Source organism: Mesorhizobium sp. WSM4833 (genome assembly GCF_055811095.1).
This window is the reverse complement of record NZ_JBVVQG010000003.1, coordinates 357,204-383,235: the sequence shown is the minus strand read 5'-3', so window position 1 is coordinate 383,235 and position 26,032 is coordinate 357,204. Positions and strand designations below refer to the sequence as shown.

18 protein-coding genes are annotated in these 26,032 nt (G+C 64.1%); 8 read left to right on the top strand and 10 right to left on the bottom strand.

All coding sequences use genetic code 11. From position 1 onward, the window contains the following. Positions 1–10: 10 nt before the first annotated feature. The 4 genes from AC0L2D_RS07710 to AC0L2D_RS07695 all read right to left on the bottom strand — a co-directional run bounded on the left by AC0L2D_RS07710 (position 11) and on the right by AC0L2D_RS07695 (position 5,028). Positions 11–1,219 carry an acetyl-CoA C-acetyltransferase gene (locus tag AC0L2D_RS07710; RefSeq protein ID WP_027161729.1) on the bottom strand — a complete coding sequence of 403 codons (1,209 nt, stop codon included), beginning with the start codon at positions 1,217–1,219 and terminating at the stop codon, positions 11–13. Positions 1,220–1,252: 33 nt separating this feature from the next. Then, the gene (locus AC0L2D_RS07705) at positions 1,253–2,425 is read right to left on the bottom strand and encodes an acyl-CoA dehydrogenase family protein (RefSeq protein WP_337122846.1); all 1,173 of its coding nucleotides are present in this window, start codon (positions 2,423–2,425) and stop codon (positions 1,253–1,255) included. Positions 2,426–2,471: 46 nt separating this feature from the next. Continuing rightward, a complete protein-coding gene (locus AC0L2D_RS07700; protein ID WP_337122847.1) occupies positions 2,472–4,262 on the bottom strand; it encodes an acyl-CoA dehydrogenase in 1,791 nt (596 codons plus the stop codon). Positions 4,263–4,569: 307 nt separating this feature from the next. After that, on the bottom strand, positions 4,570–5,028 hold the full coding sequence (locus AC0L2D_RS07695) for a MerR family transcriptional regulator (protein ID WP_013533661.1): 459 nt from the start codon (positions 5,026–5,028) through the stop codon (positions 4,570–4,572). 455 nt (positions 5,029–5,483) lie between these two features. On the opposite strand from AC0L2D_RS07695, the gene AC0L2D_RS07690 reads away from it, so the two are divergent. From AC0L2D_RS07690 to AC0L2D_RS07675, 4 genes are all read left to right on the top strand, one after another. Next, positions 5,484–9,521, top strand: a complete 4,038-nt coding sequence (locus AC0L2D_RS07690; RefSeq protein ID WP_473540698.1) for a peptidoglycan-binding protein — start codon at positions 5,484–5,486, stop codon at positions 9,519–9,521. Positions 9,522–9,713: 192 nt separating this feature from the next. Continuing rightward, the gene (locus tag AC0L2D_RS07685; protein WP_013533663.1) at positions 9,714–10,637 is read left to right on the top strand and encodes a sulfite exporter TauE/SafE family protein; all 924 of its coding nucleotides are present in this window, start codon (positions 9,714–9,716) and stop codon (positions 10,635–10,637) included. After that, entirely contained in the window at positions 10,637–11,428 is a 792-nt protein-coding gene (locus tag AC0L2D_RS07680) for a TIGR02186 family protein (protein ID WP_473540697.1), read from the top strand. Before AC0L2D_RS07685 ends, AC0L2D_RS07680 begins: the two co-directional genes overlap by 1 nt. A 169-nt stretch (positions 11,429–11,597) precedes the next feature. Beyond that, positions 11,598–12,854 carry an Hsp70 family protein gene (locus AC0L2D_RS07675; protein ID WP_473540696.1) on the top strand — a complete coding sequence of 419 codons (1,257 nt, stop codon included), beginning with the start codon at positions 11,598–11,600 and terminating at the stop codon, positions 12,852–12,854. Positions 12,855–12,999: 145 nt separating this feature from the next. Here AC0L2D_RS07675 and AC0L2D_RS07670 read toward each other — a convergent pair whose 3' ends face one another. Beyond that, positions 13,000–13,890 carry a LysR substrate-binding domain-containing protein gene (locus tag AC0L2D_RS07670; RefSeq protein ID WP_473540695.1) on the bottom strand — a complete coding sequence of 297 codons (891 nt, stop codon included), beginning with the start codon at positions 13,888–13,890 and terminating at the stop codon, positions 13,000–13,002. Positions 13,891–14,168: 278 nt separating this feature from the next. Here AC0L2D_RS07670 and AC0L2D_RS07665 point away from each other — a divergent pair, with 278 nt between their 5' ends. From AC0L2D_RS07665 to AC0L2D_RS07655, 3 genes are read left to right on the top strand one after another with little or no spacing between them, the layout of a single operon-like run. Next, a complete protein-coding gene (locus AC0L2D_RS07665) occupies positions 14,169–17,099 on the top strand; it encodes a molybdopterin oxidoreductase family protein (RefSeq protein ID WP_337122852.1) in 2,931 nt (976 codons plus the stop codon). Then, a complete protein-coding gene (locus AC0L2D_RS07660) occupies positions 17,096–17,830 on the top strand; it encodes a 4Fe-4S dicluster domain-containing protein (RefSeq protein ID WP_024503180.1) in 735 nt (244 codons plus the stop codon). The genes AC0L2D_RS07665 and AC0L2D_RS07660 overlap by 4 nt, the downstream gene beginning before the upstream one ends. A gap of 3 nt (positions 17,831–17,833) precedes the next feature. Next, positions 17,834–18,769, top strand: coding sequence for a dimethyl sulfoxide reductase anchor subunit family protein (locus AC0L2D_RS07655; protein ID WP_337122853.1), 936 nt, complete (start codon positions 17,834–17,836; stop codon positions 18,767–18,769). Between the two features lie 6 nt (positions 18,770–18,775). On the opposite strand, the gene pdeM is transcribed toward AC0L2D_RS07655, so the two are convergent. The 5 genes from pdeM to AC0L2D_RS07630 all read right to left on the bottom strand — a co-directional run bounded on the left by pdeM (position 18,776) and on the right by AC0L2D_RS07630 (position 24,939). After that, positions 18,776–19,492, bottom strand: a complete 717-nt coding sequence (gene pdeM, locus AC0L2D_RS07650) for a ligase-associated DNA damage response endonuclease PdeM (protein WP_337122854.1) — start codon at positions 19,490–19,492, stop codon at positions 18,776–18,778. Then, positions 19,489–22,038, bottom strand: coding sequence for a ligase-associated DNA damage response DEXH box helicase (locus AC0L2D_RS07645; protein WP_337122855.1), 2,550 nt, complete (start codon positions 22,036–22,038; stop codon positions 19,489–19,491). Before AC0L2D_RS07645 ends, pdeM begins: the two co-directional genes overlap by 4 nt. Before the next feature lie 226 nt (positions 22,039–22,264). Beyond that, complete coding sequence (locus tag AC0L2D_RS07640; protein ID WP_337123888.1) at positions 22,265–23,125, bottom strand: C40 family peptidase; 861 nt, start codon at positions 23,123–23,125, stop codon at positions 22,265–22,267. Positions 23,126–23,151: 26 nt separating this feature from the next. Further along, a complete protein-coding gene (locus AC0L2D_RS07635) occupies positions 23,152–23,502 on the bottom strand; it encodes a MarR family winged helix-turn-helix transcriptional regulator (protein ID WP_013533675.1) in 351 nt (116 codons plus the stop codon). A gap of 72 nt (positions 23,503–23,574) precedes the next feature. Next, a complete protein-coding gene (locus tag AC0L2D_RS07630; protein ID WP_473540693.1) occupies positions 23,575–24,939 on the bottom strand; it encodes a leucyl aminopeptidase family protein in 1,365 nt (454 codons plus the stop codon). A 116-nt stretch (positions 24,940–25,055) separates the two neighbouring features. On the opposite strand from AC0L2D_RS07630, the gene AC0L2D_RS07625 reads away from it, so the two are divergent. After that, entirely contained in the window at positions 25,056–25,877 is an 822-nt protein-coding gene (locus AC0L2D_RS07625) for a tetratricopeptide repeat protein (protein ID WP_013533677.1), read from the top strand. Positions 25,878–26,032 lie beyond the last annotated feature (155 nt).

The following is a 26,032-nucleotide window of genomic DNA, read 5'->3' as shown; positions in this document are numbered from 1 at the left end:
TCTCTCCCCGTCAGACGCGTTCGATGATGGTTGCGGTGCCCATGCCGGCGCCGATGCACAGCGTCACCAGAGCGGTGTTGAGATCGCGCCGCTCGAGTTCGTCCAGCACCGTGCCGAAGATCATCGCGCCGGTGGCGCCGAGCGGATGACCCATGGCGATGGCACCGCCATTGACGTTGATCTTGTCATGCGGAATGTCGAAAGCCTGCATGTAGCGCAGCACCACCGAAGCGAAGGCTTCGTTGAGTTCGAACAGGTCGATGTCCGAGAGCTTCATCTTGGCGCGCTTCAACAGCTTCTCGGTGACGTCGACCGGACCGGTCAGCATCAGCACAGGCTCGGAGCCGATGTTGGCGAAGGTGCGGATACGCGCGCGGGGCTTCAGCCCCATCGCCTTGCCGGCCTTCTTCGAACCGAGCAGCACGGCCGCCGCACCATCGACGATGCCGGACGAATTGCCGGCATGATGGACATGGTTGACCTCTTCCACTTCGGGATGCTTCTGCACCGCGACCGCATCGAAGCCGCCCATTTCGCCGGGCATGACGAAGGACGGGTTGAGCGAGGCCAGCGACTGCATGTCGGTCGACGGGCGCATATGCTCGTCATGGTCGAGGATGGTCAGGCCGTTCTGGTCCTTGATCGGGATGACGGATTTCTTGAAGCGGCCATCCGCCCAGGATTTGGCGGCGCGCTTCTGGCTCTCGACCGCATAGGCGTCGACGTCGTCTCTGCTGAAGCCGTATTTGGTGGCGATCAGGTCGGCCGAGATGCCTTGCGGCACGAACCAGCCGGGCAGGCCGACCGAAGGATCCATGAACCAGGCACCGCCCGAGGCGCCCATGCCGACGCGCGACATCGATTCAACACCGCCGGCAATGACGATCTCGTCCGCTCCCTGCGCGATCTTGGCGGCACCGAAATTGATGGCGTCGAGCCCGGAAGCGCAGAAGCGTGAGATCTGCATGCCGGGCGCCTTGGTGTCGTAGCCGGCCTCGAAGGCGGCGGCGCGCGGAATGACCGAACCCGCCTCGCCGACCGGATCGACGCAGCCGAAGATGATGTCGTCGACGTTTGCAGTGTCCAGCCCATTGCGGTCGCGCAGCGCTTCGAGCGTCTTGGCGGCAAGCCGCACCGCCGGCACCTCGTGCAGCGATCCGTCTTTCTTGCCCTTGCCGCGCGGTGTGCGCACGGCGTCATAGACATAAGCTTCAGCCATTTGCTTGCTCCTTGGGTTTGCCTGATGTCGCCTTCAGAGAGAGCGTCCGATCAGCAATTTCATGATCTCGTTGGTGCCGCCGTAGATGCGCTGGACGCGGGCGTCGCGGAACATGCGGGCGATCGGGTATTCATTCATGTAGCCATAGCCGCCATGCAGTTGAAGGCATTCGTCGACGACTTTTCCCTGCAGGTCGCTGAGCCAGTACTTGGCCATCGACGCTGTCACGGGATCGAGGCCGCCCGCGATGTGGCGGGTGACGCAATCATTGTAGAAGACGCGGCCGATGGTGGCCTCGGTCTTGAGTTCGGCCAGCTTGAACTGGGTGTTCTGGAAATCGATGATCGCCTTGCCGAACGCCTTGCGCTCCTTGACGTAGTCGATGGTCAGCGCCAGCGCCCGCTCGATCATGGCGATGGCGCCCGTGCCGATCTGCAGCCGCTCCTGCGGCAGTTGCTGCATCAACTGGACGAAGCCCTGACCTTCCTCGTGGCCGAGCAGGTTGGAGGTCGGCACGCGCATGTCGTTGAAGAACAGCTCCGACGTGTCGTTGGCCTTGAGCCCGATCTTGTCGAGGTTACGGCCGCGCTGGAAACCTTCCACCTCGTCGGTCTCGACGACGATCAGCGAGGTTCCCTTGGCCCCCTTCTCCGGATCGGTCTTGGTAACGACGATGATGAAGTTCGCAAGCTGGCCGTTGGTGATGAAGGTCTTGGAACCATTGATCTTGTATTGGTTGCCATCCTTCTGCGCCCGCGTCTTGACGCCCTGCAGATCGGAGCCGGCGCCGGGCTCGGTCATGGCGATGGCCCCGATCAGCTCGCCGGTCGCCAGCTTCGGCAGCCATTTCTTTTTCTGCTCCTCGGAGCCGTAGTGGAGGATGTAAGGGGCGACGATCGAATTGTGCAGGCCGATGCCGAACCCGTCGACGCCGACATGGCCGATGGCCTCGATGATGGCGCTCTCATGCGCGAAGGTGCCGCCGGAGCCGCCATATTCCTCCGGCATAGAAGCGCAGAGCAGGCCGGCGGAACCTGCCTTCAGCCAGCTTTCGCGATCGACCATCTCGTTCTTCTCGAACTCGTCGTAGCGCGGCGCGATCTCCTCCGACATGAAACGATGCGCCATGTCGTAGAGCATGCCGACTTCGTCCGCCGCCCAGGCGGGCTTCGGCAAAGAGAGCACTTCGGCGGGATTTGTCGCCACGATTTCCTCCGCGTATCGACAGACAGAAAGGCCAGTGAGGTCGAGCTTAGAACGCTTCCGCCGGCAGTGCCATCAATGTGTCGGCGCCGCTCGAAATGCGGGCGAGATGAGCCGATGTCTCCGGCATGATCCGCTCCATGAAGAAGCGCCCCGTCACGACCTTGTTGTCGTAGAAAGATTGCGCGCCATTGGCGTCCGTCTTACCAAGTGCCACCTTGGCCATCTGCGCCCACATATAGCCCAGAGCGACCAGGCCGAAGAGATGCATGTAGTCGGTCGAGGCGGCACCCGCATTGTCGGGCTTGGCCATGCCGTTCTGCACCAGCCACATGGTCGCCGCCTGCAAATCGTTGAGACCTTTCTTCAACGCCTTGGTGAACGGCGCCATCTTCTCGTTAGCGCGGTTCTCCTCGCAGAATTCGCCAACCTCCTTGAAGAAGGCCTGCACGGCGCGGCCGCCATGCAAACCAAGCTTGCGGCCGACGAGGTCGAGCGCCTGGATGCCATTGGCGCCTTCATAGATCATGGCGATGCGGGCATCGCGCACGAACTGGCTCATGCCGTACTCTTCGATATAACCGTGACCGCCGAACACCTGCTGCGCCATGACGGCGTGGTCGAACCCTTTGTCGGTGAGCACGCCCTTGACCACCGGCGTCATCAGGCCGGTGTAGTCGTCGGCGGCCTGGCGATCCTTGTCATCGCCGGAGCGGTGGGCGATGTCGGACTTGATCGCCGTCCACAGCGCCAGCGCGCGGCCGGCCTCGTTGAAGGCTTTCATGGTCATCAGGCTGCGGCGGATGTCGGGATGGACGATGATTGGATCGGCCTTCTTGTCCGGCGCCTTCGGCCCAGACAATGAGCGGCCCTGCAAACGGTCCTTGGCGTAGCCGACAGCGTTCTGATAGGCGATCTCCGACAGCGACAACCCCTGCAGGCCGACACCGAGGCGCGCCTCGTTCATCATCGTGAACATCGCCTTCAGGCCGCCATTGGGCTCGCCGAGCAGCGTGCCCTCAGCCTCGTCATAGTTCATGACGCAGGTCGAATTGCCGTGGATGCCCATCTTCTCCTCGATCGAGCCGCAGGAGACGGTGTTCCTGTTGCCCGGATTGCCCGACGGGTCGAGCTTGAGCTTCGGCACGATGAACAGCGAGATGCCCTTGACGCCTTCCGGCGCACCCTCGATGCGGGCCAGCACCAGATGGACGATGTTGTCCGACATGTCGTGTTCGCCGGCCGAGATGAAGATCTTCTGGCCTGAAATCTTATAGGTGCCATCGCCGTTCGGCACCGCTTTGGTCCGCAACAGGCCGAGATCCGTGCCGCAATGCGGCTCGGTCAGGTTCATGGTGCCGGTCCAGGCACCCTCGATCATCCTCGGCAACCATGTCGCCTTCTGCTCGTCGGTGCCGTGGGTGATGATTGCCGCGATCGCGCCTTGCGTCAGGCCCGGATACATCATCAAGGACATATTGGCCGAGACCATATATTCGGCGACGGCGGTGTGCACGGCATAGGGCAGGCCCTGGCCGCCGAACTCGACGGGTGCGGCCAATCCCATCCAGCCGCCCTCGCGGTACTGGTCGAAGGCCTCCCTGAAGCCTTTCGGCGTGGTCACCGAGCCATCGTCGTGACGCACACAGCCTTCCATGTCGCCGACACGGTTCAGCGGATGCATGACGTTTTCGGCGAGCTTGGCGCCTTCGGCGAGGATCGCCTCGAGCACATCGGGCGTGGCGTCGGCAAATCCGGGAAGGTTCGAATAACGCTGATAACCCAGAACCTCGTTGAGCACGAACAGCGTATCCTGGACCGGAGCCCTGTATGTCGGCATGCTTTTTCTCCACCCTGCAAACCCGGTCCGAATGCCCCGAAGACAAGCCAGGGCGGCATGCGGACCCATATTGGGAGCGGGATAGCAAAAATTGACGTTTGCGTAAACGTCAATTTTCTCGATGCGACAAGATTCCCCGCCCCCTGGAGCAATGAGCGTAGCGGCGCGACGTTGCGCAAGCCAGCGCCGAAAGGCCATAAGAGTGGGCCAGGACAACGAAAAGCCGCGTGGCAGGCCATGCGGCTAGACAGAACTCGGACAATCAGCAGACGACTTGGTGTCTGGCGCAATTCCTGACGGAATTGCTTCAGCTGGCGGCGCTCGCCTGCGGCGCCGAACGCTCGCTCAGCATCTGGCGCACCGCCGACATCGAGCCGCTGAGCTCGTTGATGGCGTCGTCGATCAGCGCCCGTTGCTTCTGCAGGCGGGCAAGCTGCTTTTCCGACTTGTCCAGCGCAAGCTTGAGCTGCTTGGTGTTTGAACCGGTGGGATCGTAGAGATCCATCATCTGCTTGACGTCGCGCAGCGAGAATCCGACCTTGCGGCCAAGCAGGATCAGCTTGAGGCGGGCCTTGTCGCGGCGCGTGTAGAGACGGGTCGAACCGTCGCGCTGCGGGTTGAGCAGGCCCTTGTCTTCGTAGAAACGCAGCGTGCGCAGCGTCACTCCATATTTCTTCGCCATCTCGCCGATGCGGACGAGGTCCTCGCCGGCTTCGGCAGACATATTGGTATTGGCCGCGGTCTCGCCGGCCGAGATAAGCTTCATGGTCACTGGCTTTCCCCGTCTGGTGGCGTCGCGGTCCTGGACCGTGCGTCGCCTGACTGGAAGCGGGGGCCTGCTTCCAGTCGTGGTTTCAACAAACAAATCGCAAACATGCGCTCAATGCGCCTTTTACGTTTACGTCAATTCTATACCGATTGCCGCAGGATGACGCAAGGGCGTTCTGCGCCCCGCCCTTTATGCCGCACCGTCAGGCCGGCAGCCAACATCCTTTCGATTTCTTAAGTTTGGTTAACGCGTTGTTTACCACGTTGGGGGAAATGTGGGCGCGTCGGCTACCCGTGTTTATCCTGTATCGAATTTTTCACGGTTTTTCGGAGCGCGGGCGAGAGCCCGGGAAGCTCGTCTTCCGCCGCGGCATCGCCGCCGGTCGCCTTCGTTCCGATAGGGACCTGGGGGAACTGGCCGCGAGCCAGCCATTCTGAAAGACGGACGCACCGATGAACAGCAAGCGGTCCTATCTCGATACACTCAATGCCGGCAGGCAGCGCAGGCCGCAGACCACGCTCGATCAGTTGAACCAGTCGCTGGAGACACTGGAGCAGCGGCTGGAGCGGACGCGCGAGGATCCGATGGCACGTCCCGAACTCCGCCAACCCGATCCCCGCCAATATGGTGCCGATGCGCGCTACCCCGCCGCCCGGCCCTCTGGCCAGCAGCGCTGGTATGAGGACCCGCAGCCCGCGTCGCGTCCGAAGAGCCCGATGCAGGGAGCCGCCGCTTTCGAGCAGAATTACCAGGCCATTGCCCGCGATATCGATCGCGTGCGCGGCCAGGAGGATGGCGTTGCCATGGTCGGCAAGATCGCCGGCGAATTGCGCGGCATGCGCGAGGAATTGCGCCACCAGATGACCGCAGGCCTGCAGCGGGAATTCGAAGCGCTGCGCAAGGACATCGAGCGGGCCTTCCAGTCAGGCGCAAGGCCCGGTGCTTCGGCCAAGGGCAGTGCTGAACTCGGCCTTGAGTTCGAGCGTCTTTCGGGCGCCATCCAGACCCTGGCCGAGAAGAGCGACGACAGAAGCGTCAACATGCTGCGGCTCGAGCTCGAACAGGTCAAAGCCGCACTCGAAACGCTGGCACGCGAAGAGAGCGTGCAGAAGGTCGACCGCCGCTGGGACGATTTCGATCGCCGCTGGACGGCGTTCGAAGACCGCGTCGACGCCGACCAGCGCAAGCGCTCGGACGACCCGGGCCTGTCTGCTCTCACCGCCCGGCTCGAGCAGATCAGCAATGCCGTCAACAATTTGCCGGAATCGTTGTCGCTGCGCTCGCTGGAGGAGAAGGTGCGCACGCTTGCCGGCGCTGTCGACCATTTCGCCAGCCAGCAAGACAATCGCGGCAGCGACACGCTTGGCATGATCGACGAGCGGCTGGACGAGATTTCCCGCGCCATCGTGGCATCGACGGTCGCCGCGCAAGCCAATTCATTCGACCACGAGGCTTTCGAGCGCATAGAGAGACGGATCGACTCGCTTGCCGGCCAGATCCAGGAAGTGGCGCAGGATCGTCCCGGCAACGCGGTCATGGACCGGTTGAGCACGCTGTCGGGCCGGGTCGACGAACTCGCCGGCCGCGCCAATCTGCCGGAGCAGGCGATGGAGCGCCTGGCCAAGCAGATCGCATTCATCGCCGACAAGATCGACCAGGCACCCGCCATGCCTGACGCCGACTACATCTTCCATGGGCTGGAGCAACGCTTCGACGTGCTGTCGAGCATGATGGAACGCCGCCAGGGTGACGCCATCGAACAGGGCAACATGCTGTTCCGCGATCTCGAGCGCAGGCTGGACGAGGTTGCTGACAGGCTCGACCAGCGCATGCCGCAGGTCGACAGCGTCGGCATCATGGAAGCCATCGATGCCCGCTTTACGGCGCTCGCCAAGCGCCTTGAAACGCGTGTGCCCGATCCCGCGGGCGAAGCGGCGATCCGCGGACTGGAGAGCCGGCTCGAAGACATTTCAAGCCGGCTGGACGCGTCGGCCGCACAGGTCGCCGGCATCGATCCGGCGCTGATCCGCAGCCTGGAAGCACAGGTTGCCGGCCTGTCGGCTCATCTTTCCAAGCCCAGCACCCCGCTGCCGGAATTCGAGGACATCAGCCCGCGTCTCAACGAAATTGAAAAGTCGCTCGCAGGAACCCGCGATTCCATTCTCGGCGCGGCGCGCGAAGCGGCCGAGAACGCAGTGCAATCGCTGGCCGGTTCGAGCGCCAATGCGACCGCGGTTTCCGGCCTCGCCCAGGATTTGAAGACGCTTGAAACACTGACGCGGCGCTCCGACGAACGCAATTCGAGAACGTTCGAGGCCATCCACGATACGTTGCTCAAGATCGTCGACCGGCTGGGTTCGCTCGAACCCGGCGAGCCGGTCGAGGCGATGAGCGAATTGCTGGATGCGGCACCGGCCGAGCCGAGCAACTGGCGCGGCGTGCGCCGACCCAAAATGGCCGTCGACGCGCCGTCGATGGATATCGATCAGCCCCTGCCATTGACTGGGGACATGGCAGATCTCGATGGCCGTGCCGCCGCCATCCTGCGCAATGAGCCGGGTGCACGCGGCGACCTGGGTATGCGTAGCGACCTGGGTATTGGCATTGGCACGCGCACGCCGGCCGAGGCTGCCGCGGCGGCGGCCATGGCCGCGCTCGGTTCGGACACGATCGCCGAGAAAGGCGGACAGGCCGGCGGCCGCAAATCGTTGTTCGGCGGGCTGGCCCGCGCCTTCAAGGGCAAGAAGGAGGCGGATATCCCGCCACTGGCCGGCTCAGCGCCGAGTGCCCCAATACCGAGCGTCGATCTCGACGAGCCGCTCGATCCGAAAATGGCCAACCGGCCGCTGGAGCCCGGCTCCGGCGCACCTGACCTCAATGCCATCATGAAGCGCGTGCGTGACGAGCGCGGCCAGCCGGCCAAGCCCAGCGACACCGATGCCGCGAAATCGGATTTCATCGCCGCTGCCCGGCGCGCGGCGCAGGCCGCGGCCGCCGAGGCCGATGCGCTGAAGCGCCAGTCGACGGTGACCGGACCGGTGAAGGCACTGCGGATCGGCGACCTGCTCAAGGCACGGCGCAAGCCGATCCTGATGGGGACAACCGCGATCCTGCTGGCGCTGGGCGCCCTGCAACTGGGCAAGGCCTTCTTCGCCGATCCCGCCCAGGTGGCAAGCAACGACGTTGCGCCGATCGTCGCCTCGCAGCCGGTACAAACCGCCTCGCTCGATGCCGCGAGCCAGCCAAAGACGGACGCGCAGCCCGCGGCAGTGGAAAGCATGCCTGACCGCACCGTCAGACAGGCCGAGCCATCCGCACCGGCAACCAAGGACGACATGGCCGCGCAAAGCATGATTGCCGCGCCGCCAGGCGCCGAGCCGTCGACGGGTGCCGCGCCGATCGCAGAACCGGTTCCCGCCCCCGTCGCCTTGGCTACATCGGCCGATGCGAACCCAGCGGCGTCCGAAACGACGACAGCTTCGGTTGCGCCGGCCTCGACCGTTCCGGTCGCCGCCGAACCTGCCGATACCGATACCGCCACCGGCATCCAGCCTGTGGCGACAGAGCCGACCACCGCCAAGGACACCACGGGCGCGGTTCCGCCGGTGGACGCTTCGCCGGCGACGACGGCAAAATTCGACATTCCTGCTGACGCCGGCCCGGCCGCCTTGCGTGATGCCGCTGCCAGCGGCGACGCCAAGGCGCTGTTCGAAATCGGCTCGCGCTATGCCGAGTCGCGCGGCGTCAAGGAAGACATGGCGGCAGCGGCCAAATGGTACGAGAAATCGGCGGAACTCGGCTTCGCGCCGGCCGAATACCGTATCGGAAATTTCTACGAAAAGGGCATCGGCGTCGCGCGCGACATCAAGAAGGCGAAGACCTGGTACCAGCTTTCCGCGGCACAGGGCAACGCCAGCGGCATGCACAATCTGGCCGTGCTGTTTGCCATGGCGGCTGACGGCGTGACCGACAATGAATCGGCCGCGCACTGGTTCCAGGCGGCGGCCGACGTCGGCGTCAAGGACAGCCAGTTCAATCTCGGCATCCTCGCCGCCAAGGGCGTCGGCATGAAGCAGAACCTCGAGGAGTCCTACAAATGGTTCGCGCTCGTCGCCAAGACCGGCGACAAGGATGCGGCGGCCAAGCGTGACGAGATCGCCAATGCGCTGCGGCCCGAGCAGCTCGAGCGCGCCCGCGCCGCGACCGAGCTGTGGAAGGCGAAGCCGCTGGATGCGGCAGCCAACTCGGCCGACATTCCCGAGTCCTGGCAGGACGGCGCGCCGCAGACGACCGCCAGCATCGACATGAAGAAGGCCGTCCAGAACATCCAGCGCATTCTCAACAAGAACGGCTACGACGCCGGCGGCGCCGACGGCAAGATGGGCCAGAAAACGAAGACCGCGATCATGGCTTTCCAGACCGACAACAAGATGGCGGCGACCGGCGAAGTCGACGAAAACCTGGTGAAGGCACTGCTGGCGCGCAAATAACGGCAGAGGCGTCGCTTCCACGACGCCCTTGCCACACATTCGCCTGTTAACTGATTGAGATGTTTTTTGTTTCGGCGGCGTAGCGCGGTTTGACTTCGCAGCACCTCCGGCGCAAGAACGAATTGGCTTGTCGGTCCAAGATGCCCGCAACGGTTGCATTCGCCGACAGGCAGAACTGATCGAGACTGACGGGTGGGCATCTATCTCCCGATCGCGGAAATTTCCGTCAATATCTTCGTCCTGCTGGCCATGGGCGCGGCGGTGGGTTTCCTGTCGGGCATGTTCGGCGTCGGCGGCGGCTTCCTCATCACGCCGCTGTTGATCTTCTACAACATCCCCCCGGCGATCGCTGTCGCCACCGGCGCCAACCAGGTCATCGCCTCCTCCGTCTCGGGCGTCCTTTCGCACATGAAGCGAGGGACGCTCGACCTCAAGCTCGGCGGGGTGTTGCTGGCCGGCGGCATTGTCGGTTCCACCGGCGGCATCTACGTCTTCGCCTTCCTGCGCAGGCTCGGCCAGCTCGACCTGTTCATCTCGCTGCTCTACGTCGTGCTGCTCGGCACCGTCGGCGGGCTGATGCTGGTCGAAAGCGTCAATGCGCTGCGCGCGACGCGCAGCGGTGCGGCGCCGGTGCTGAAGAAATCCGGCCAGCACAACTGGATCCACCGCTTGCCGCTGAAGATGCGCTTCAGGGCGTCAAAACTGTTCGTCAGCGTCATCCCCGTCCTTGGGCTTGGCGCCGGCATCGGCTTCCTGTCGTCGATCATGGGTGTCGGCGGCGGCTTCATCATGGTGCCGGCACTGATCTATCTGCTGAAAGTGCCGACCAATGTCGTCATCGGCACCTCGCTGTTCCAGATCATCTTCACCTCCGCCTACACGACGCTGGTCCACGCCACCACCAACCAGACAGTCGATGTCGTGCTGGCCTTCCTGTTGATGGCGGGCGGCGTCGCCGGCGCGCAGTACGGTGCCAAGGCCGGCCAGAGGCTGCGCGGCGAGCAGCTCAGGGCCTTGCTGGCACTGCTGGTGCTGGCGGTGGCGATACGATTGGCGATCGATCTTTTCGTCACCCCGCCCAACCTCTATTCGCTGTCTGCCGCGGGCCTCAACTGATGAAGGCTCGCAGCACATTCGCAACCGCCATTGTCCTGTCGCTGCTTGCGGCCGCCGTGCCGGCGAAGGCACAGATCCCGCTGACCGAAGGCATCCAGATCGGTCTCTCCACCGACAACGTCTCGATCACCGCCGGTTTTTCCGGGGCCGATCTGACCATCTTCGGTTCGCTGGAAAACCCGGATCCACTCGTCGCGCGCCAGGGCCGCTACGACGTCATCGTCGTGCTCGAAGGTCCGCCCAAACCGGTGGTGGTGCGCCGCAAGGACAGGGTGCTCGGCGTCTGGGTCAATCTGGACTCTGAGACCTTCGAAAACGTGCCGGTCTCCTATTCGGTGGCGACGACGCGGCCGCTGCAGGACATCACCGAACCCAACAGCTACAAGCAGCTGTCGCTCGGCGCCTCCAACCTCTATATGCAGCCCGCCGATGCCGGCGACAGCCCGGCGACGATCGAGGAGTTCACGGCAGCACTGCGGGAGCGCAAGTCGGCGACCGGCCTCTACAGCGAGAATGTCGGCGGCGTGCAATTCCTGTCGCAGAACCTTTTCCGCGCCACAGTGAGGCTGGCGCCAAATGTGCCGGTTGGAACCCACAAAGCCCGCGCGTTCCTGTTCAAGAGCGGTCTGTTCATCAAGGAAAGCTCGGCCCAGCTCGAAATCCGCAAATCCGGTTTCGAGCAGTCGATCTTCCGTGTCGCGCACAATTATTCCTTCCTCTACGGTGTCTTCGCGATATCGCTGGCCATGCTGACCGGCTGGCTCGGAAGGCTGATCTTCCGGCGAGATTAGGATTTTCCCCGAAAAGTGGTTTCCCTTTGCCGAGGCATGCGGTAGACCGCGCTCCCCAGCCAAATGGCAGACACAAACAATTCGGTTCGGCAGAGCAGCCCGTCCCCGGACAGCGCGCGATTTCTCATGGCGCCTGTCGGCTCGCCGACGACAAATGCAGGAACTTGTCATGCGACCAGCCTTCGGCGGCATCGACTTCGGCACTTCGAACTCCACCGTGGGCGTGGTCCGCAACGGGCAGCCGCGCCTCGTCGCGCTGGAGAACGGCCAGGTCACGCTGCCCAGTGCCGTGTTCTTCAACTTCGAGGACAACCGCACCTGCTTTGGCCGCCAGGCCATCGCCAATTACACCGACAGCATCGAAGGCCGGCTGATGCGTTCGCTGAAGAGCGTGCTCGGCAGTTCGCTGGCCCATGAAAAGACCCGCATCAAATCGCGGTCGATCGGCTTCATGGAGATCGTCGGCATGTTCCTTGGCCATCTCAAGAAGAGGCTGGAAGCCGATGCCGGCGATACGGTCGAGACCGTCGTTCTTGGCCGGCCGGTGCAATTCGTCGATGACGATGCCGATGCCGACGCGAAGGCGCAAAGCGAACTCGAGAACGCCGCGCGTGCCCAGGGCTTCAAGCACATCGCTTTCCAGTTCGAGCCGATCGCGGCGGCGCTCGACTACGAGCAGAAGGTGACACGCGAGGAACTGGCGCTGATCATCGATATGGGCGGCGGCACGTCGGACTTCTCGATCGTGCGGGTCTCGCCGCAGCGCTCCCGTTCGCCGGACCGCAAGGACGACATCCTGGCCAGCCGGGGCGTCCATATCGGCGGTACGGATTTCGACCGGCTGCTGAGCATCGCCCATGTCATGCCGCAGCTCGGCTATTTGACGCCGACCAAGGACGGCAAGCGCAACCTGCCGGCAAGCTATTTCATCGACCTCGCCACATGGCAGCGCATCAACCTGGTCTACACCGCCAAGGCGATGACGCATCTGCGCCAGATCCGCTACGAGGCCGAGCGCGCCGACCTGGTCGACCGTTTCATCCACGTCGTCGAACACCGCTACGGACACGCGCTGGCCGCACGTGTCGAGAAGGCCAAGATAGAGCTGACCGACAGGTCATCCGCAGAGGTCGCTGTGAAGCTGCCGGGTGCGGAGTTCACCGCCGAAATCACGCGCAGCGGGCTCGACGCGACGATTGCCAGGGACATCGAGCGGGTCACCGCAACGGTCGGGCAGACTATCAGGGACGCTGAGGTGAAGCCGTCCGACATCACCGCGGTGTTCCTGACCGGCGGATCGACCGCGATCCCGCTGGCCAAACGAGAGATCCTGTCGCTGGTGCCGCAGGCATCCGTCATCGAAGGCGACATGTTCGGCTCGGTCGGACTTGGCCTGGCGCTGGATGCGCAACGCAAGTTCGGCTGACCGGGTCCATTGATATTCAGGTGATGCCGGCCTGCAAATGGCCGTCTTCTGCGCTTCCGGTACTCGCGTACCCGAACGTACGCTCCGTTCCGGTTCTCGGAACCAACCATTTTCGACTCGGCCTGACCTGAATCTCAGCGAACCCTCACCGTCGGTCCGACGTACCCAGATGCGCCTTGAGCGCCATCTGGGCCAGGCTTGCCTGGCGATCGCGATGGGTGATCATGGCGAAGTCGCGTTTCGGCAGTTCGAGCGGCACCGATCTCAGACTGCCTTCGGCCACGGCGCGAGCCGCGACAAGCTCGGAGATGATGGTGGCGCCGGCCCCCGCCTCGACCGCCTGGCGAATAGCTTCATTGCTCGGCAGCACCAGGAATATCTGGAGGTCGGCGAGCGAAATCCCTTCGTGGCGTGCCAGATCCTCCAGCACCTCGCGCGTACCCGAACCACCCTCGCGGATGATCCAGCGCAGGCCCTTGATGTCAGGGCGGCCGGGCGCGACTTCGGGGATCTCCGGATGCGCGCTGGCAACCACCAGCATCAGCCTGTCGACGTCGACCTTGGTGCGGCGCAGGATATCGGACTCGGTGCGGCCTTCGACCAGGCCCAGATCCGCCGCGCCATCGAGGACATTGGCCTCGACCTGCCTGGTGTTGCCGATGGAGACGCTCAGCCTGACGGCCGGATAGGCTTCGTGGAAGGAAGCCAGCCGGCGCGGCAGCCAGTAGCTGGCGATGGTCTGGCTGGCGGCGATCGAGAGGCTGCCGGTGACGGTCTGCGAGACATGCTCCAGCACATTGCGGGCAGCGGCGGCCCGTTCGAGCACGGCCTTGGCCTCGGGCAGGAACCGATGGCCGGTCTGGGCAAGCTCGATGTTGCGGCCGACGCGGTTGAACAGGTGGACGCCGTGCTGTTCTTCAAGCGCCCGGATGGCCGCCGATGCCGCCGACTGCGAAATGCCCAGCAGTTCCGCCGCCTTGGTCATATGGCCGCGCTCGGCGACGGCGACGAAAATCCGCAACTGGTCCAGGGTCATGTCCGTATTAAGAACCAATATCGATCGAATTTACAAGAACAACTGATTAGACAGATCGATAGCTTTATTCTAAGTTTTCCGGCGAAGTTAGAAAAAATTCGCCGAAAGATCGCAGAGAGCAGAATGATCGGGCGTTTCAGATCCCTGCTTGCGCATTGGATCCGCGGCATAAGGCGGCGGCTTGCCGGTCATCGCTACCACCCGGAAGAGCATTACATGCGCGGCCCCGGACCGAAGACGCGGGCCAAATCCATGCGCCGTACAGGCGCCACCGGATCATGATGCAGGGACCGCCGCGCGGCGCGAATTCGGCACCATCGCAACGCCCGCTTGCCGACACGCGAGCGCCCGACGAAGGCGACGGCGTCGACACCTCGCCTGCCGTTTCCGACAGCATCGCCAAGACGACCTGCTACATGTGCGCCTGCCGCTGCGGAATCGATGTACACATCAAGGATGGCAAGGTCCGCTACATCAACGGCAACAAGGACCACCCGGTCAATCGCGGCGTGATCTGCGGCAAGGGCAGCTCCGGCATCATGCAGCATTACAGCCCGGCAAGGCTGAAGAAGCCATTGCTGCGCGCCGGCCCGCGCGGCTCCGGCGAGTTCCGCGAGATCGAGTGGGAGGAGGCGTTTTCTATCGCTACGGAACGGCTGTCGAACATCCGCCGGACCGACCCCAGGAAACTCGCCTTCTTCACCGGCCGCGACCAGTCGCAGTCGCTGACCGGCTGGTGGGCGAGCCAGTTCGGTACGCCGAACTTCGCCGCCCATGGCGGCTTCTGTTCGGTCAACATGGCGGCCGGCGGCCTCTATACGATCGGCGGTTCGTTCTGGGAGTTCGGCGAGCCCGACTGGGACAACACCCGGTATTTCATGCTGTTCGGTGTCGCCGAGGATCACGATTCCAACCCGATCAAGATCGGTCTCGGCAAGCTCAAGGCGCGCGGCGCCAAGGTCGTCTCGATCAATCCGTGCCGCACCGGCTACAATGCCATTGCCGATGACTGGATCGGCATCCGACCCGGAACAGACGGCCTGTTCGTGTTCGCCCTCATCCACGAATTGCTCAAGGCGGGTCGCGTCGATCTCGAGTATCTGCTGCGCTACACCAATGCCCATGTTCTCGTCGTGCAGGAGCCAGGTGCTGCCGATGACGGGCTGTTCGTGCGCGACGCCGACGGAAATCCGCTGGCTTGGAACAGAGTGGCCAAAACACCGGTCAGTGCCGCCGATGCCGGTGCGAAACCGGCGCTGACCGGCAGCTTCACGATCGGCGGGCGCCGCTGCGTCCCGGTGTTCCAGTTGATCGCCGACAGCTACCTCGATGAGAGTTACGCACCGGACTCGGTCGCCGAGCGCTGCGGCATTGCCGCCGACACGATCCGCAGGATCGCCGCCGAACTCGCCCATGTCGCCTTCGAACAGACGATCGAATTGCCGATCGCCTGGACCGACTGGGCCGGGCGCCGCCACGAGACGATCAAGGGGCGGCCTGTCTCGATGCACGCCATGCGCGGCATCTCTGCCCATTCGAACGGTTTTCACACCTGCCGCGCCATCCATCTCCTTCAGGTGCTGTTGGGCACGGTGGATGTCCCCGGCGGCTTCCGCTTCAAGCCGCCCTACCCTCGATCCGCGCCGCCCGGACCGAAGCCGGCGGGCAAGACCGTCAAGCCGATGACGCCGCTCGACGGCATGCCGCTCGGCTTCGTCTGCGGGCCGGACGATTTGCTGGTCGACGAGGCCGGCACGCCGCTTCGCATCGACAAGGCCTATTCGTGGGACGCGCCGCTGGCCGCGCACGGCCTGATGCACACCGTCATCCGCAACGCCTGGGCAGGCGATCCCTACAAGATCGACACGCTGATGATGTACATGTCGAACATGGCGTGGAATTCCTCGATGAACACCGTCGAGACCATGGCGATGCTGACCGACAGCGACGAAGCGGGCAACTACAAGATCCCTTTCATCATCTATTCCGACGCCTATTATTCCGAGACCGTGCCGTTCGCCGATCTGGTGCTGCCGGACACGACCTATCTTGAGCGCCACGACTGCATCAGCCTGCTCGACCGGCCGATCAGTCATGCCGACGGACCGGGCGACGCCATCCGCCATCCCGTCATCGAGCCCGACCGCGACGTCCGGCCGTTCCAGTCGGTGCTGATCGAACTCGGCGCCCGGCTCGGCCTGCCTGGTTTCGTCGATGAGGACGGCTCGCCCAGATACCGCGACTATGCCGACTACATCGTCAACCATGAGCGCACGCCCGGCATCGGCCCGCTCGCCGGCTGGCGCGGCAAGGATGGGACCTCGACCGGCAGGGGTGAGGCCAACCCGGACCAGTTGCAGCGCTACATCGACAATGGCGGCTTCTGGCATCATGATTTCGCGGACGACCAGCGCTATTACAAGATGGCCAACCGCTCCTATCTCGACTTCGCGGTGCAGATGGGTTTTATCCCGAAAGCCGAACCGATCGTTTTCCAGCTCTACTCGGAGCCTATGCAGCGCTTCAGGCTCGCCGCGCGTGGCCATGGCCGTGTGGTGCCGCCGAAAGGCGATCGCCAGCGCACCGAGACCTACATGGACCCGCTGCCGTTCTGGCACATGCCCTTCGAGGAAGCGGTCGTCGACCTCGAAAAATATCCGCTGCATGCGCTGACGCAGCGGCCGATGCACATGTACCACTCCTGGGGTTCGCAGAATGCGTGGCTGCGGCAGATCACCAGCCAGAACCGGCTGTTCGTGCATCACCGGACGGCAGCCGGTCTCGGCCTTGTCGATGACGACTGGGTGTGGATCGAAAGCATCAACGGCAGAGTGAAGGGGCAGATCAAGCTGATCGACGGGGTGAACGAAAGCACGGTCTGGACCTGGAACGCCATCGGCAAAAGGCGCGGCAGCTGGGGGCTGAAGGACGACGCGGCCGAGAGCAATCGCGGCTTCCTGCTCAACCATATCATCGGCGACCAGACCTCGGCTGACGCGCAGGGCAAACGCTATTCGAATTCCGATCCGGTGACGGGCCAGGCTGCGTGGTTCGACCTGCGCGTGCGCATCGTCAAATGCGCAGCCGAAGAAGCCGGGTTCACCGAGCCGCAGTTCCAGCGTTTCCTGCAGCCGCCGCATTTCGAACCCTCGCCCGACAGACTGACTTTCGGCGCCGAATTCCGCAGGGCGAGAGAGGCGACCAAATGACCTGTCTGCCAAGTCAAAGCGACAAGAAACTCGGCCTTGTGATCGACCTCGATACCTGCGTCGGCTGCCAGGCCTGTGTCACCGCCTGCAAGGAATGGAACACCGGCGGCCACATGGCGCCGCTGACCGACATCGATCCCTATGGCGGCCATGTCGACGGCGTCTGGTTCAACCGCGTGCACAGCTATGAGCACACCACCGAGATGGGCGGACGGACGGTGAACTTCCCGCGCTCCTGCCTGCATTGCGAGACGCCGGCCTGCGTCACCGTCTGCCCGACTGGCGCCTCCTACAAGCGGGCTTCGGACGGCATCGTGCTGATCGACGAGGACAAGTGCATCGGCTGCAAATTGTGCAGTTGGGCCTGTCCTTATGGAGCACGCGAATTCGACACCGATGTCGGGGTGATGAAGAAATGCACGCTGTGTGTCGACCGCATCTACAATGACAATCTGGCCGAAGAAGACCGCGTGCCGGCCTGCGTCGCCGCCTGCCCGACCAGCGCCCGGCATTTCGGTGATCTCGGCGATCCCCTGTCGGCGGTCTCGCAACTGGTGGCCGAGCGTGGCGGCGTCGACCTGATGCCGGAGCTCGGCTATCGCCCGACCAACAAATATTTGCCGCCACGCGCCCACACCGCGCGCGCCGCATCGGTGGCCGCGCCGGCATTGGAACCGGTGCGGGCCGACGGCGGTTTCCTCGGCTGGGTCGACCGCATGCTTTCGAACTGACCCATGCATCCAGCCTTCTCCGTCGTCTTCTTCACCACTGCCACCGGCGCGGGCTACGGCCTGCTCGCGCTGCTGGGCACGCTCGGAGGCTTCCAGATCATCCCACCCGATTTCTGGCTGGGCTTCATCGGCATGGGGCTGGCGCTCGGCCTGATCGTAGCCGGCCTGTTGTCCTCGACGGGTCATCTCGGCCGCCCCGAACGCGCCTGGCGGGCGTTCTCACAATGGCGCAGTTCATGGCTGTCGCGCGAAGGTGTTGCCTCGGTCATCACCTTCATTCCGGCGGGACTGTTCGGCATCGGTTGGATATTCTTCGGCAAGACCGATGGCTGGGTCGGCATCGCCGGATCTCTGGCCACCATCGGCGCAATCATCACCGTCTGCACCACCGGCATGATTTATGCGTCGCTGAAGCCGATCGCCCAATGGCATAGCCGCTTCACCCTGCCCGGCTATCTCATCTTCTCGGCAATGACCGGCAGCGTGCTGCTGAACGCGCTGCTGCAGGGCTTTGCGCTTGGTTCGAAGGTGCAGCTGGCGGCTTGCCTGCTGCTGACCTTGACCGGCTGGGGCTGGAAGCTGGCGACCTGGCGCTACAATGACCGGCTGGAGATCCCGACCACCGCCAACACCGCGACCGGGCTGGCGGGAGGTACGGTGCGGTCGCTGGAATGGCCGCATACCGAAGAGAATTACCTGCTCAAGGAAATGGGTTTCCGCATCGCGCGCAAGCATGGCGCGCGGCTGCGCCAGATCACGCAGCTTCTGGCCTTCGCGTTGCCCTTGGGGCTGCTCGCCATTGTGTTCGCCCTGCCCTGGCCGCTGGCAGCGTTGCTGTCGGTACTCGCTGCTGCAATCCAGTTCGCCGGCATGCTGGTCGAGCGCTGGCTGTTTTTTGCAGAGGCGAAGCACACGGTTACGCTTTATTACGGCAGGTAGGGCTGTTTAGCCCGGCCGCAGCATCGAGCCGGAAATGGCAAAGATGCGTTGGGCGCCCAGCATATAGGCCATCAGCGTGTCCAGCCGGAACAGCCCGGCATAGGCGCGGTCGAGAACGTTGAGCGAACCGGTATAGGCGCCGAAGGCCGGCATGATCATGCGGCCGCCGTCGCCGGCAAAGCAGCGGCGCCGCACCGAGCGGCCCTGCTGGACGATGCGGGCGCAGGGATGCAGATGGCCCGCTATTTCGCCTTCGACACGCTGCTTCGACGGCTCATGCCGGAACAGCAGCGAGCCGATGGCAAGTTCACGCACCGTCTCGCCAGGCAGGTCGGCTGGCGCTTCCGGGTCATGATTGCCGGCGACCCAGAACCATTGCCGGCCTGATATCAACGCCTCCAGCCGCTCGCGGAAGCTTGCATGCATGCGCTGGGCGCCACCGCCATCGTGAAAGCTGTCGCCCAGGCTGATGACGATCGACGGCTGGTAGTCAGCGATGACGGCCTGAAGCCGCAGCAAGGTCGCGCCGGTGTCGTAGGGCGGAATCAGCGTGCCGCGGCGTGCCAGCGACGAGCCCTTTTCCAGATGCAGGTCGGACACGGCCAGAAGCCGCAGATCCGGAAAATAAAGCACGCCGCGCGGGTCGCAGACGGCGCATTCGCCTGATATGCCGACAAGGTCGGCCTCGGCGATCAGCGATGTGCGCGCCAGCGAAAAATTCATTCCTCGACCATCTCCGGCCCCATGGCCTCTGCGACCAGCGTCGCCGCATCCATCAGCAATGTCTCATCGGCTTCGCCGTTCACCGGCATCTTGCCGATCTCGAGCATGATCGGCACGGCGAGCGGCGATATCTGTTCGAGAGCCTTATGCACGATTCGACCCTGGATGCGCGAGAGCATGTCGGCAAGTCTGCTGACATCGAGCAGGCCGGTCGCCGCATCGGCGCGTGTGGCCTGCAGCAGGATGTGGTCCGGTTCATGGCTGCGCAGCACATCATAGATCAGGTCGGTCGAGACCGTGACCTGGCGGCCGCTCTTCTCCTGGCCAGGGTGGCGTTTCTCGATCAATCCGGAAATCAGCGCGCAGTTGCGGAAGGTGCGCTTGAGAAGCCAGCTGTCGGCCAGCCAGGCTTCGAGGTCGTCGCCCAGCATGTCCTGGTCGAAAAGTGCGCTCAGCGAAGGCTTCCTGGCTTTGAACATCGCGCCCATGTCGCCCAGTGACCATATAGCCAGCGCATAATCGGTGGCGACGAAGCCGAGCGGCCTGGCTCCTGCCCTGTCGAGGCGGCGGGTGAGCAGCATGCCGAGCGTCTGGTGCGCCAGCCTGCCCTCGAACGGGTAAGCCACCAGATAGTGGCGATTGCCGCGTGGAAAGGTCTCGATCAGCAGGTCGTCGCGCTTGGGCAGCACCGATTTGTCGGCCTGGAAGCGCAGCCAGTCGGCGACCTGCTCGGGCAGCTTTTTCCATCGCTGCGGGTCATCGAGCATGATGCGGACCTGTTCGGCGAGATAGGTCGAAAGCGGAAACTTGCCGCCTCCATAATAGGGCACCTTGGCATCGCTGCCCGGCGCGTTCGACACGAAGCATTCATTCTCGCGGATGCCCTCGAAGCGCAGCACCTTGCCGGCGAACATGAACGTGTCGCCATGCGTCAACGTTTCGAGGAAGGCCTCTTCGATCTTGCCGAGGACCCGGCCGCCACGCGAAGCCGTGCCTTTGCTGCCGGCCTGCACATATCGAACATTCAGCGCCGGCACCTCGATGATGGTGCCGACATTCAGCCTGTATTGCTGGGCGACGCGCGGATTGGACACCCGCCACAACCCATCCTTGTTCAAACGGATGCGGGCGTAGCGTTCGTAATTCTTGAGCGCATAGCCGCCGGTGGCAACGAAATCGATGACGCGGTCGAATGTCGGCCGGTCGAGGCTGACATAGGGTGCTGCCGTTCGCACCTCCTCGTACAGGTCATCGGCACGGAACGGCGCGCCGCAGGCGCAGCCGAGCACATGCTGGGCCAGCACATCGAGCCCGCCATTGATCAACGGAGGCGTGTCCTGCGCGCCTAGATAGTTGGCGTCGAGGGCGGCCCGGCATTCCAGCACCTCAAAGCGGTTGGCGGGGATGAGGATCGCCTTGGACGGCTCGTCCATGCGGTGGTTGGCACGGCCGATGCGCTGTGCCAGCCGGCTCGCCCCCTTTGGCGCGCCGACATGCACGACCAGATCGACATCGCCCCAGTCGATGCCGAGATCGAGCGTCGAGGTGGCGACGATGGCGCGCAGCGCGTTTTCGCCCATCGCCTTCTCGACGCGCCGGCGCTGGGCGACGTCGAGCGAGCCGTGATGCAGCGCGATCGGCAGGGTGTCCTCGTTGACCCGCCACAATTCCTGGAAAAGCAGCTCCGCCTGGCTGCGCGTGTTGACGAACAGCAGGGTCGTCTTGTGGTGCTTGATTTCGCGATAGATTTCCGGCGTGGCGTAGCGCGCAGAATGTCCTGCCCATGGCACGCGCTCTTCGGAGTCGAGGATGGAAATCTCCGGTTTCGCACCCCCGGTGACGACGATCAGTTCGGCCATGTCATGGCCTGTCGAACCATTGGGTGGATTCTGGCTGACCAGCCAGCGCCGCAACTCGTCCGGTTCGGCCACCGTCGCCGATAGCCCGATGGTTTGCAGACCAGGGACAAAGCTGCGCAACCGTGCCAGGCCGAGCGCCAGCAGATGCCCGCGTTTCGATGTCACCAGCGAATGCAGCTCGTCGAGCACGACGTAGCGCAGATCTTCGAAGAAGCGTCTGGCATCGCCGGCCGCGATCAGCAGCGCCAGTTGTTCGGGTGTGGTCAGCAGGATATCGGGCGGCACCAGTTTCTGGCGCTGGCGCTTGTGCGCCGGCGTGTCGCCGGTGCGCGTCTCGATGGTGACGGGCAGCCCGATCTCTTCCACCGGCTTGCCGAGATTGCGCTCGATATCGACGGCAAGCGCCTTCAACGGCGAGATGTAGAGCGTGTGGATACCGCGCTGCGCCTGGCCCGGCTTTCTCTTTGGCCGATTGGCCAGTTCGGTCAGCGAAGGCAGGAAGCCGGCCAGCGTCTTGCCGGCGCCGGTCGGCGCGATCAGCAGGACCGACTGACCGGCCTGGGCCTTCGCCAGAAGTTCGATCTGATGGGCGCGCGGCGACCAGCCTTTCTCGCCAAACCATCTGAGGAATGGTTCGGGCAGGGCCACGGCGGCATTCTGTTCGGCAAGGCGCGGCTCAACTGTCACCCGCCAGAGGTAGCGCGACGGCGCGCGAACGCCAAGGAAAATCGGAACAAAAGGTGATCGTGACCCCCTTCCCTTCTCCCCTTGTGGGAGAAGGTGGATCGGCGCGGAGCGCCGAGACGGATGAGGGGTGTTCCAGCGGAGTGAGACGTTGGCGTTCCCTGGAACACCCCTCATCCGTCGCCTTCGGCGACACCTTCTCCCACAAGGGGAGAAGGAAGAAACAGCACTACGGCCTCCTGAACCCTGTCGGGCCACCATAGAGATAACCGATGCGGTCAACCGCATCCTTCAGGCCTTCGCGCGACACCAGCATGGTGTGGCCGTTGGCGTGGATCATCGTGTCGGCATCGGTCATGACGGCGACATGGCCCTTCCAGAACACCAGATCGCCGCGTCGCAAGCCGGAGAAATCAGGTCCCGGTTCCAGCGTCTCGCCAAGTGTCACCGCCTGCATGTCGGAATCGCGCAGCACGTCTCTGCCGGCCATACGCATCGCCAGTTGCACCAGCCCCGAACAGTCGATGCCGAAACCGGAAGTACCGCCCCAGAGATAGGGTGTTCCTAGAAACGCCTCGGCAACCGCGACATAGTCGGACACAGCTTCACTGAGCGGCCGCAGGTGACCTGCGATCAGCGCCTCGCCGGACGGCAGGACCGCATAGTGCGTACCGCGCGCCTCGGCCGCCTCCGTCACTGTCACCGTCGATCCCATCGACAATTGTCCGGCGATCGGAAAGCGCAGATCCGGCCCGGGGTAGAGGAAGGTGCGCGGCACGCAGACGATGTGCGTCGGCGTATGGTCCCGTTTGCCCAGCATCGTGTCAGCGACGTAGCCGACATAGCCGTCGCGTTCGGCCTGGACCCAGGCCCAGCCTTCAGCGACATCGAAGACCAGGACATCGTCGCCGAACAGCGCTTGCGTGTTGACGCCGGCATCCGGCCGCGGCGCCTTGCGCATATCGGCCACTGACGCGATGACCCGCGCCGGCCGGCCGGCGACGAAGCGGTCAGCGGCGACCTCACCCTTCAGCCGTGCATCGGCAAGGTCGGAGCGAAAAGCGTGAAGGCGGGCATCCCTGGCAGTCAAATCGAGCACTCTGTTGAAAAGGTCGCTCACATAGGCAGTTCGAGCGCCTTGGCGATGATACCATCGCCGAAGCGCTCGACAAAGAGCGCGCCCTCGACCGTGCGCCTGATCAGAACATTGCGCTTGTCGAGCTCGTCGCGATGGCGCGAGACGAGTTTCAAAGCGCCCATCGTGTCAAGGGCGCGGGTGATCACCGGCTTGGTCACATTGAGCCGGGCGGCGAGCCCGCGCACGGTGTGCGGCGGCGGATCGAGATAGATGGTGAACAGGATCGCCGTCTGGCGCATGGTCAGATCGGGCGCGTCGTCGCGCACCTGCGACAGCATCACCTGCTGCCACAGTCGCAAGGCCTGGCTCGGGCGCATCGCAATCGACATCGCGCCAGCATGACGGCAAATTGTTTCGGTTCCGTTTCAGTCAAAGCGATTGCCGTCTTTCGCCTGCGACTGTCAGCCATAGCGTTTCGCGATGATCCGCTCCAGCGCGCGGATGCCCTGTGCCTCGCCGCCGGCGGGGCCATGCGGACGGTCAGCCGGGTTCCAGGCGAAGATGTCGAAATGCGCCCAGCCCGCGGTTTTTTCGACAAAGCGCTTCAGGAACAACGCCGCTGTGATCGAGCCGGCGAAACCGTCCGTGGTGACATTGTTGATGTCGGCGATCTTCGACGACAGTTTTGCATCGTAGGGCCGCCACAGCGGCATGCGCCACAGCGGATCCTCCGTCGCGACGGAAGCCTCCGCCAGATCGGATGCCAGCGTTTCGTCGCCGGTGTAGAACGGTGGCAGATCGGGGCCGAGCGCGACACGGGCAGCCCCGGTCAGCGTCGCCATGTCGACCAGAAGCTGCGGCTCCTCCTCGTCGGCCAGCGCCAGCGCGTCGGCCAGCACCAGCCGTCCCTCGGCATCCGTGTTGCCGATCTCGACAGTGATGCCCTTGCGGCTCACCAGCACGTCGCCAGGCCGGAAGGCGTTGCCGGCAATCGAATTTTCCACCGCGGGAATGAGCACGCGCAGCCGCACATTCAGCCCGGCAGCCATGATCATCGAGGCGAGGCCAAGGACATTGGCGGCACCGCCCATGTCCTTCTTCATCAGCAACATGCCGGACGATGGCTTGATGTCGAGGCCGCCCGTGTCGAAGCAGACGCCCTTGCCGACCAGCGTCACCTTCGGTGCGTCTTGCTGCCCCCATCGCATGTCGAGCAAGCGCGGTGCGCTGGTCGACGCACGGCCGACCGCATAGATCATCGGGAAGTTCCGGTCGAGGAGATCGTCACCCTTGATCACCGAGACTTCGGCCTTGTGCCTGGCGGCCAGGGTCCGCACCGCCTGCTCCAAATCTTCCGGACCCATATCGCTGGTCGGCGTGTTGACCAGATCGCGTGTCAGGAAGACGCCATCGACAATGCGGCGAACGCGCCCGGCATCGACGTCGGCCGGCAGGCCGAAGCGCAGCGCCCTGCCTGGCTTCTTGCCGTAGCGGGTGAAGACATAACCGCCGAGCAGCAGCGCGATCGCCGCGAGTTCGGCCTCGGCTGGCGCCAAGGCGAAATGCCAGTCGCCTTCCGGCAAGGCTTTCGACAATGCGCCGAGGGCAAGCGCGCCTTCGCCATCGCCGATACCGAACAAGGCGCCGCCGAGCGCCCCGTTTTCGCCGGGCACGACCAGTGTCCTGCCTGCCTCGCCGGAAAAGCCGTTGACCCTGGCCCAGGCGATGGCGGCCGGCGCAAGACCGGCCGCGTCCAGACCGTCCCTGGCGACCAGATGGACCGGCAACGCGCCCGGCAATGTCTTCCCGACGAGTTCGACAGGCATGCGATGTTCTCCGTGTGAGTCGCCGTTCTTAACCGTCCGTTAGGGTTAACAGAATATTTCTGCGAGAGGGAAGACGGCCACGCAATGGCCGCGCATGAATGGAGGCTTAGGGTGCCATGCCGACCAACCGCAGGATCAATATCAGGGGAAAACGGCTCATCACCATGGCTCTTGTGCTGGCGCTGACGGCGGGCGTCGCCGGTTGCGGAACCGACAAGCTCTCCACCGGCTCTATCGCACGCACCAGCGGCAAACCGCTTGAAAGCATGTCGGCCGGCGAACTGCACAATGCCACCGGCGCACTTGGCCAATCCTACGCGAAGAACCCCAACGACAAGCGGATAGCGACGAACTATGCGGCGGCGTTGCAGATGGATGGCGACGCCGACCAGTCGCTGGCCGTGATGCGCAAACTCGCCATCGCTTTGCCCAAGGATCGTGACGTGCTTGCCTCCTATGGCAAGGCGCTGGCCGCCAATGGCCAGTTCGAGGCGGCGCTCGACGCCGTGCGCCGCGCTCAGACACCGGAATATCCCGACTGGAGGCTGGTGTCGGCGGAAGCGGCCATTCTCGACCAGACCGGCCAGAAGGACGATGCGCGCCAGCTTTACCGCAAGGCGCTCGACCTCAAGCCGAACGAGCCTTCCGTGCTCTCCAATCTTGGCATGTCGTATGTGCTGGAAGGTGATCTGCGCACCGCCGAAACCTATATGCGCTCGGCCGCGCAACAGCCGAATGCGGACAGCCGGGTCCGCCAGAACCTGGCGCTGGTCGTCGGCCTGCAAGGCCGGTTCGACGAGGCCGAGAAGATCGCCTCACAGGAACTGTCGCCCGAACAGGCGCAGGCAAATGTCGCCTATCTCAGGCAGATGCTGGCCCAACAGAACGCCTGGAGCCAGCTCAAGGACCAGGACAAGCCGAAATCCGCAACCAACTGAGACCACAATCCGATGCCCCAACGAAGAGGCCGCGCTGCATGCAGCGCGGCCGCGGGGGGTGAGGTTGTCGTGAGGCTTTTTGCTTGGCGCGACGGGGGGGGTGTTTTCGGCGCCGCCCGCGGGCCGCCACAACCGCCGGGGGGGGGCGGGGAGCC

Coding starts and splice junctions, on each gene's coding strand:
- AC0L2D_RS07660 (WP_024503180.1), top strand. CDS start 17,096: ATGACCTGTCTGCCAAGTCAAAGCGACAAGAAACTCGGCCTTGTGATC.
- AC0L2D_RS07625 (WP_013533677.1), top strand. CDS start 25,056: ATGCCGACCAACCGCAGGATCAATATCAGGGGAAAACGGCTCATCACC.
- AC0L2D_RS07675 (WP_473540696.1), top strand. CDS start 11,598: ATGCGACCAGCCTTCGGCGGCATCGACTTCGGCACTTCGAACTCCACC.
- AC0L2D_RS07690 (WP_473540698.1), top strand. CDS start 5,484: ATGAACAGCAAGCGGTCCTATCTCGATACACTCAATGCCGGCAGGCAG.
- AC0L2D_RS07665 (WP_337122852.1), top strand. CDS start 14,169: ATGATGCAGGGACCGCCGCGCGGCGCGAATTCGGCACCATCGCAACGC.
- AC0L2D_RS07710 (WP_027161729.1), bottom strand. CDS start 1,219: ATGGCTGAAGCTTATGTCTATGACGCCGTGCGCACACCGCGCGGCAAG.
- pdeM (WP_337122854.1), bottom strand. CDS start 19,492: ATGAATTTTTCGCTGGCGCGCACATCGCTGATCGCCGAGGCCGACCTT.
- AC0L2D_RS07695 (WP_013533661.1), bottom strand. CDS start 5,028: ATGAAGCTTATCTCGGCCGGCGAGACCGCGGCCAATACCAATATGTCT.
- AC0L2D_RS07700 (WP_337122847.1), bottom strand. CDS start 4,262: ATGCCGACATACAGGGCTCCGGTCCAGGATACGCTGTTCGTGCTCAAC.
- AC0L2D_RS07670 (WP_473540695.1), bottom strand. CDS start 13,890: ATGACCCTGGACCAGTTGCGGATTTTCGTCGCCGTCGCCGAGCGCGGC.
- AC0L2D_RS07635 (WP_013533675.1), bottom strand. CDS start 23,502: ATGTCGATTGCGATGCGCCCGAGCCAGGCCTTGCGACTGTGGCAGCAG.
- AC0L2D_RS07655 (WP_337122853.1), top strand. CDS start 17,834: ATGCATCCAGCCTTCTCCGTCGTCTTCTTCACCACTGCCACCGGCGCG.
- AC0L2D_RS07680 (WP_473540697.1), top strand. CDS start 10,637: ATGAAGGCTCGCAGCACATTCGCAACCGCCATTGTCCTGTCGCTGCTT.
- AC0L2D_RS07630 (WP_473540693.1), bottom strand. CDS start 24,939: ATGCCTGTCGAACTCGTCGGGAAGACATTGCCGGGCGCGTTGCCGGTC.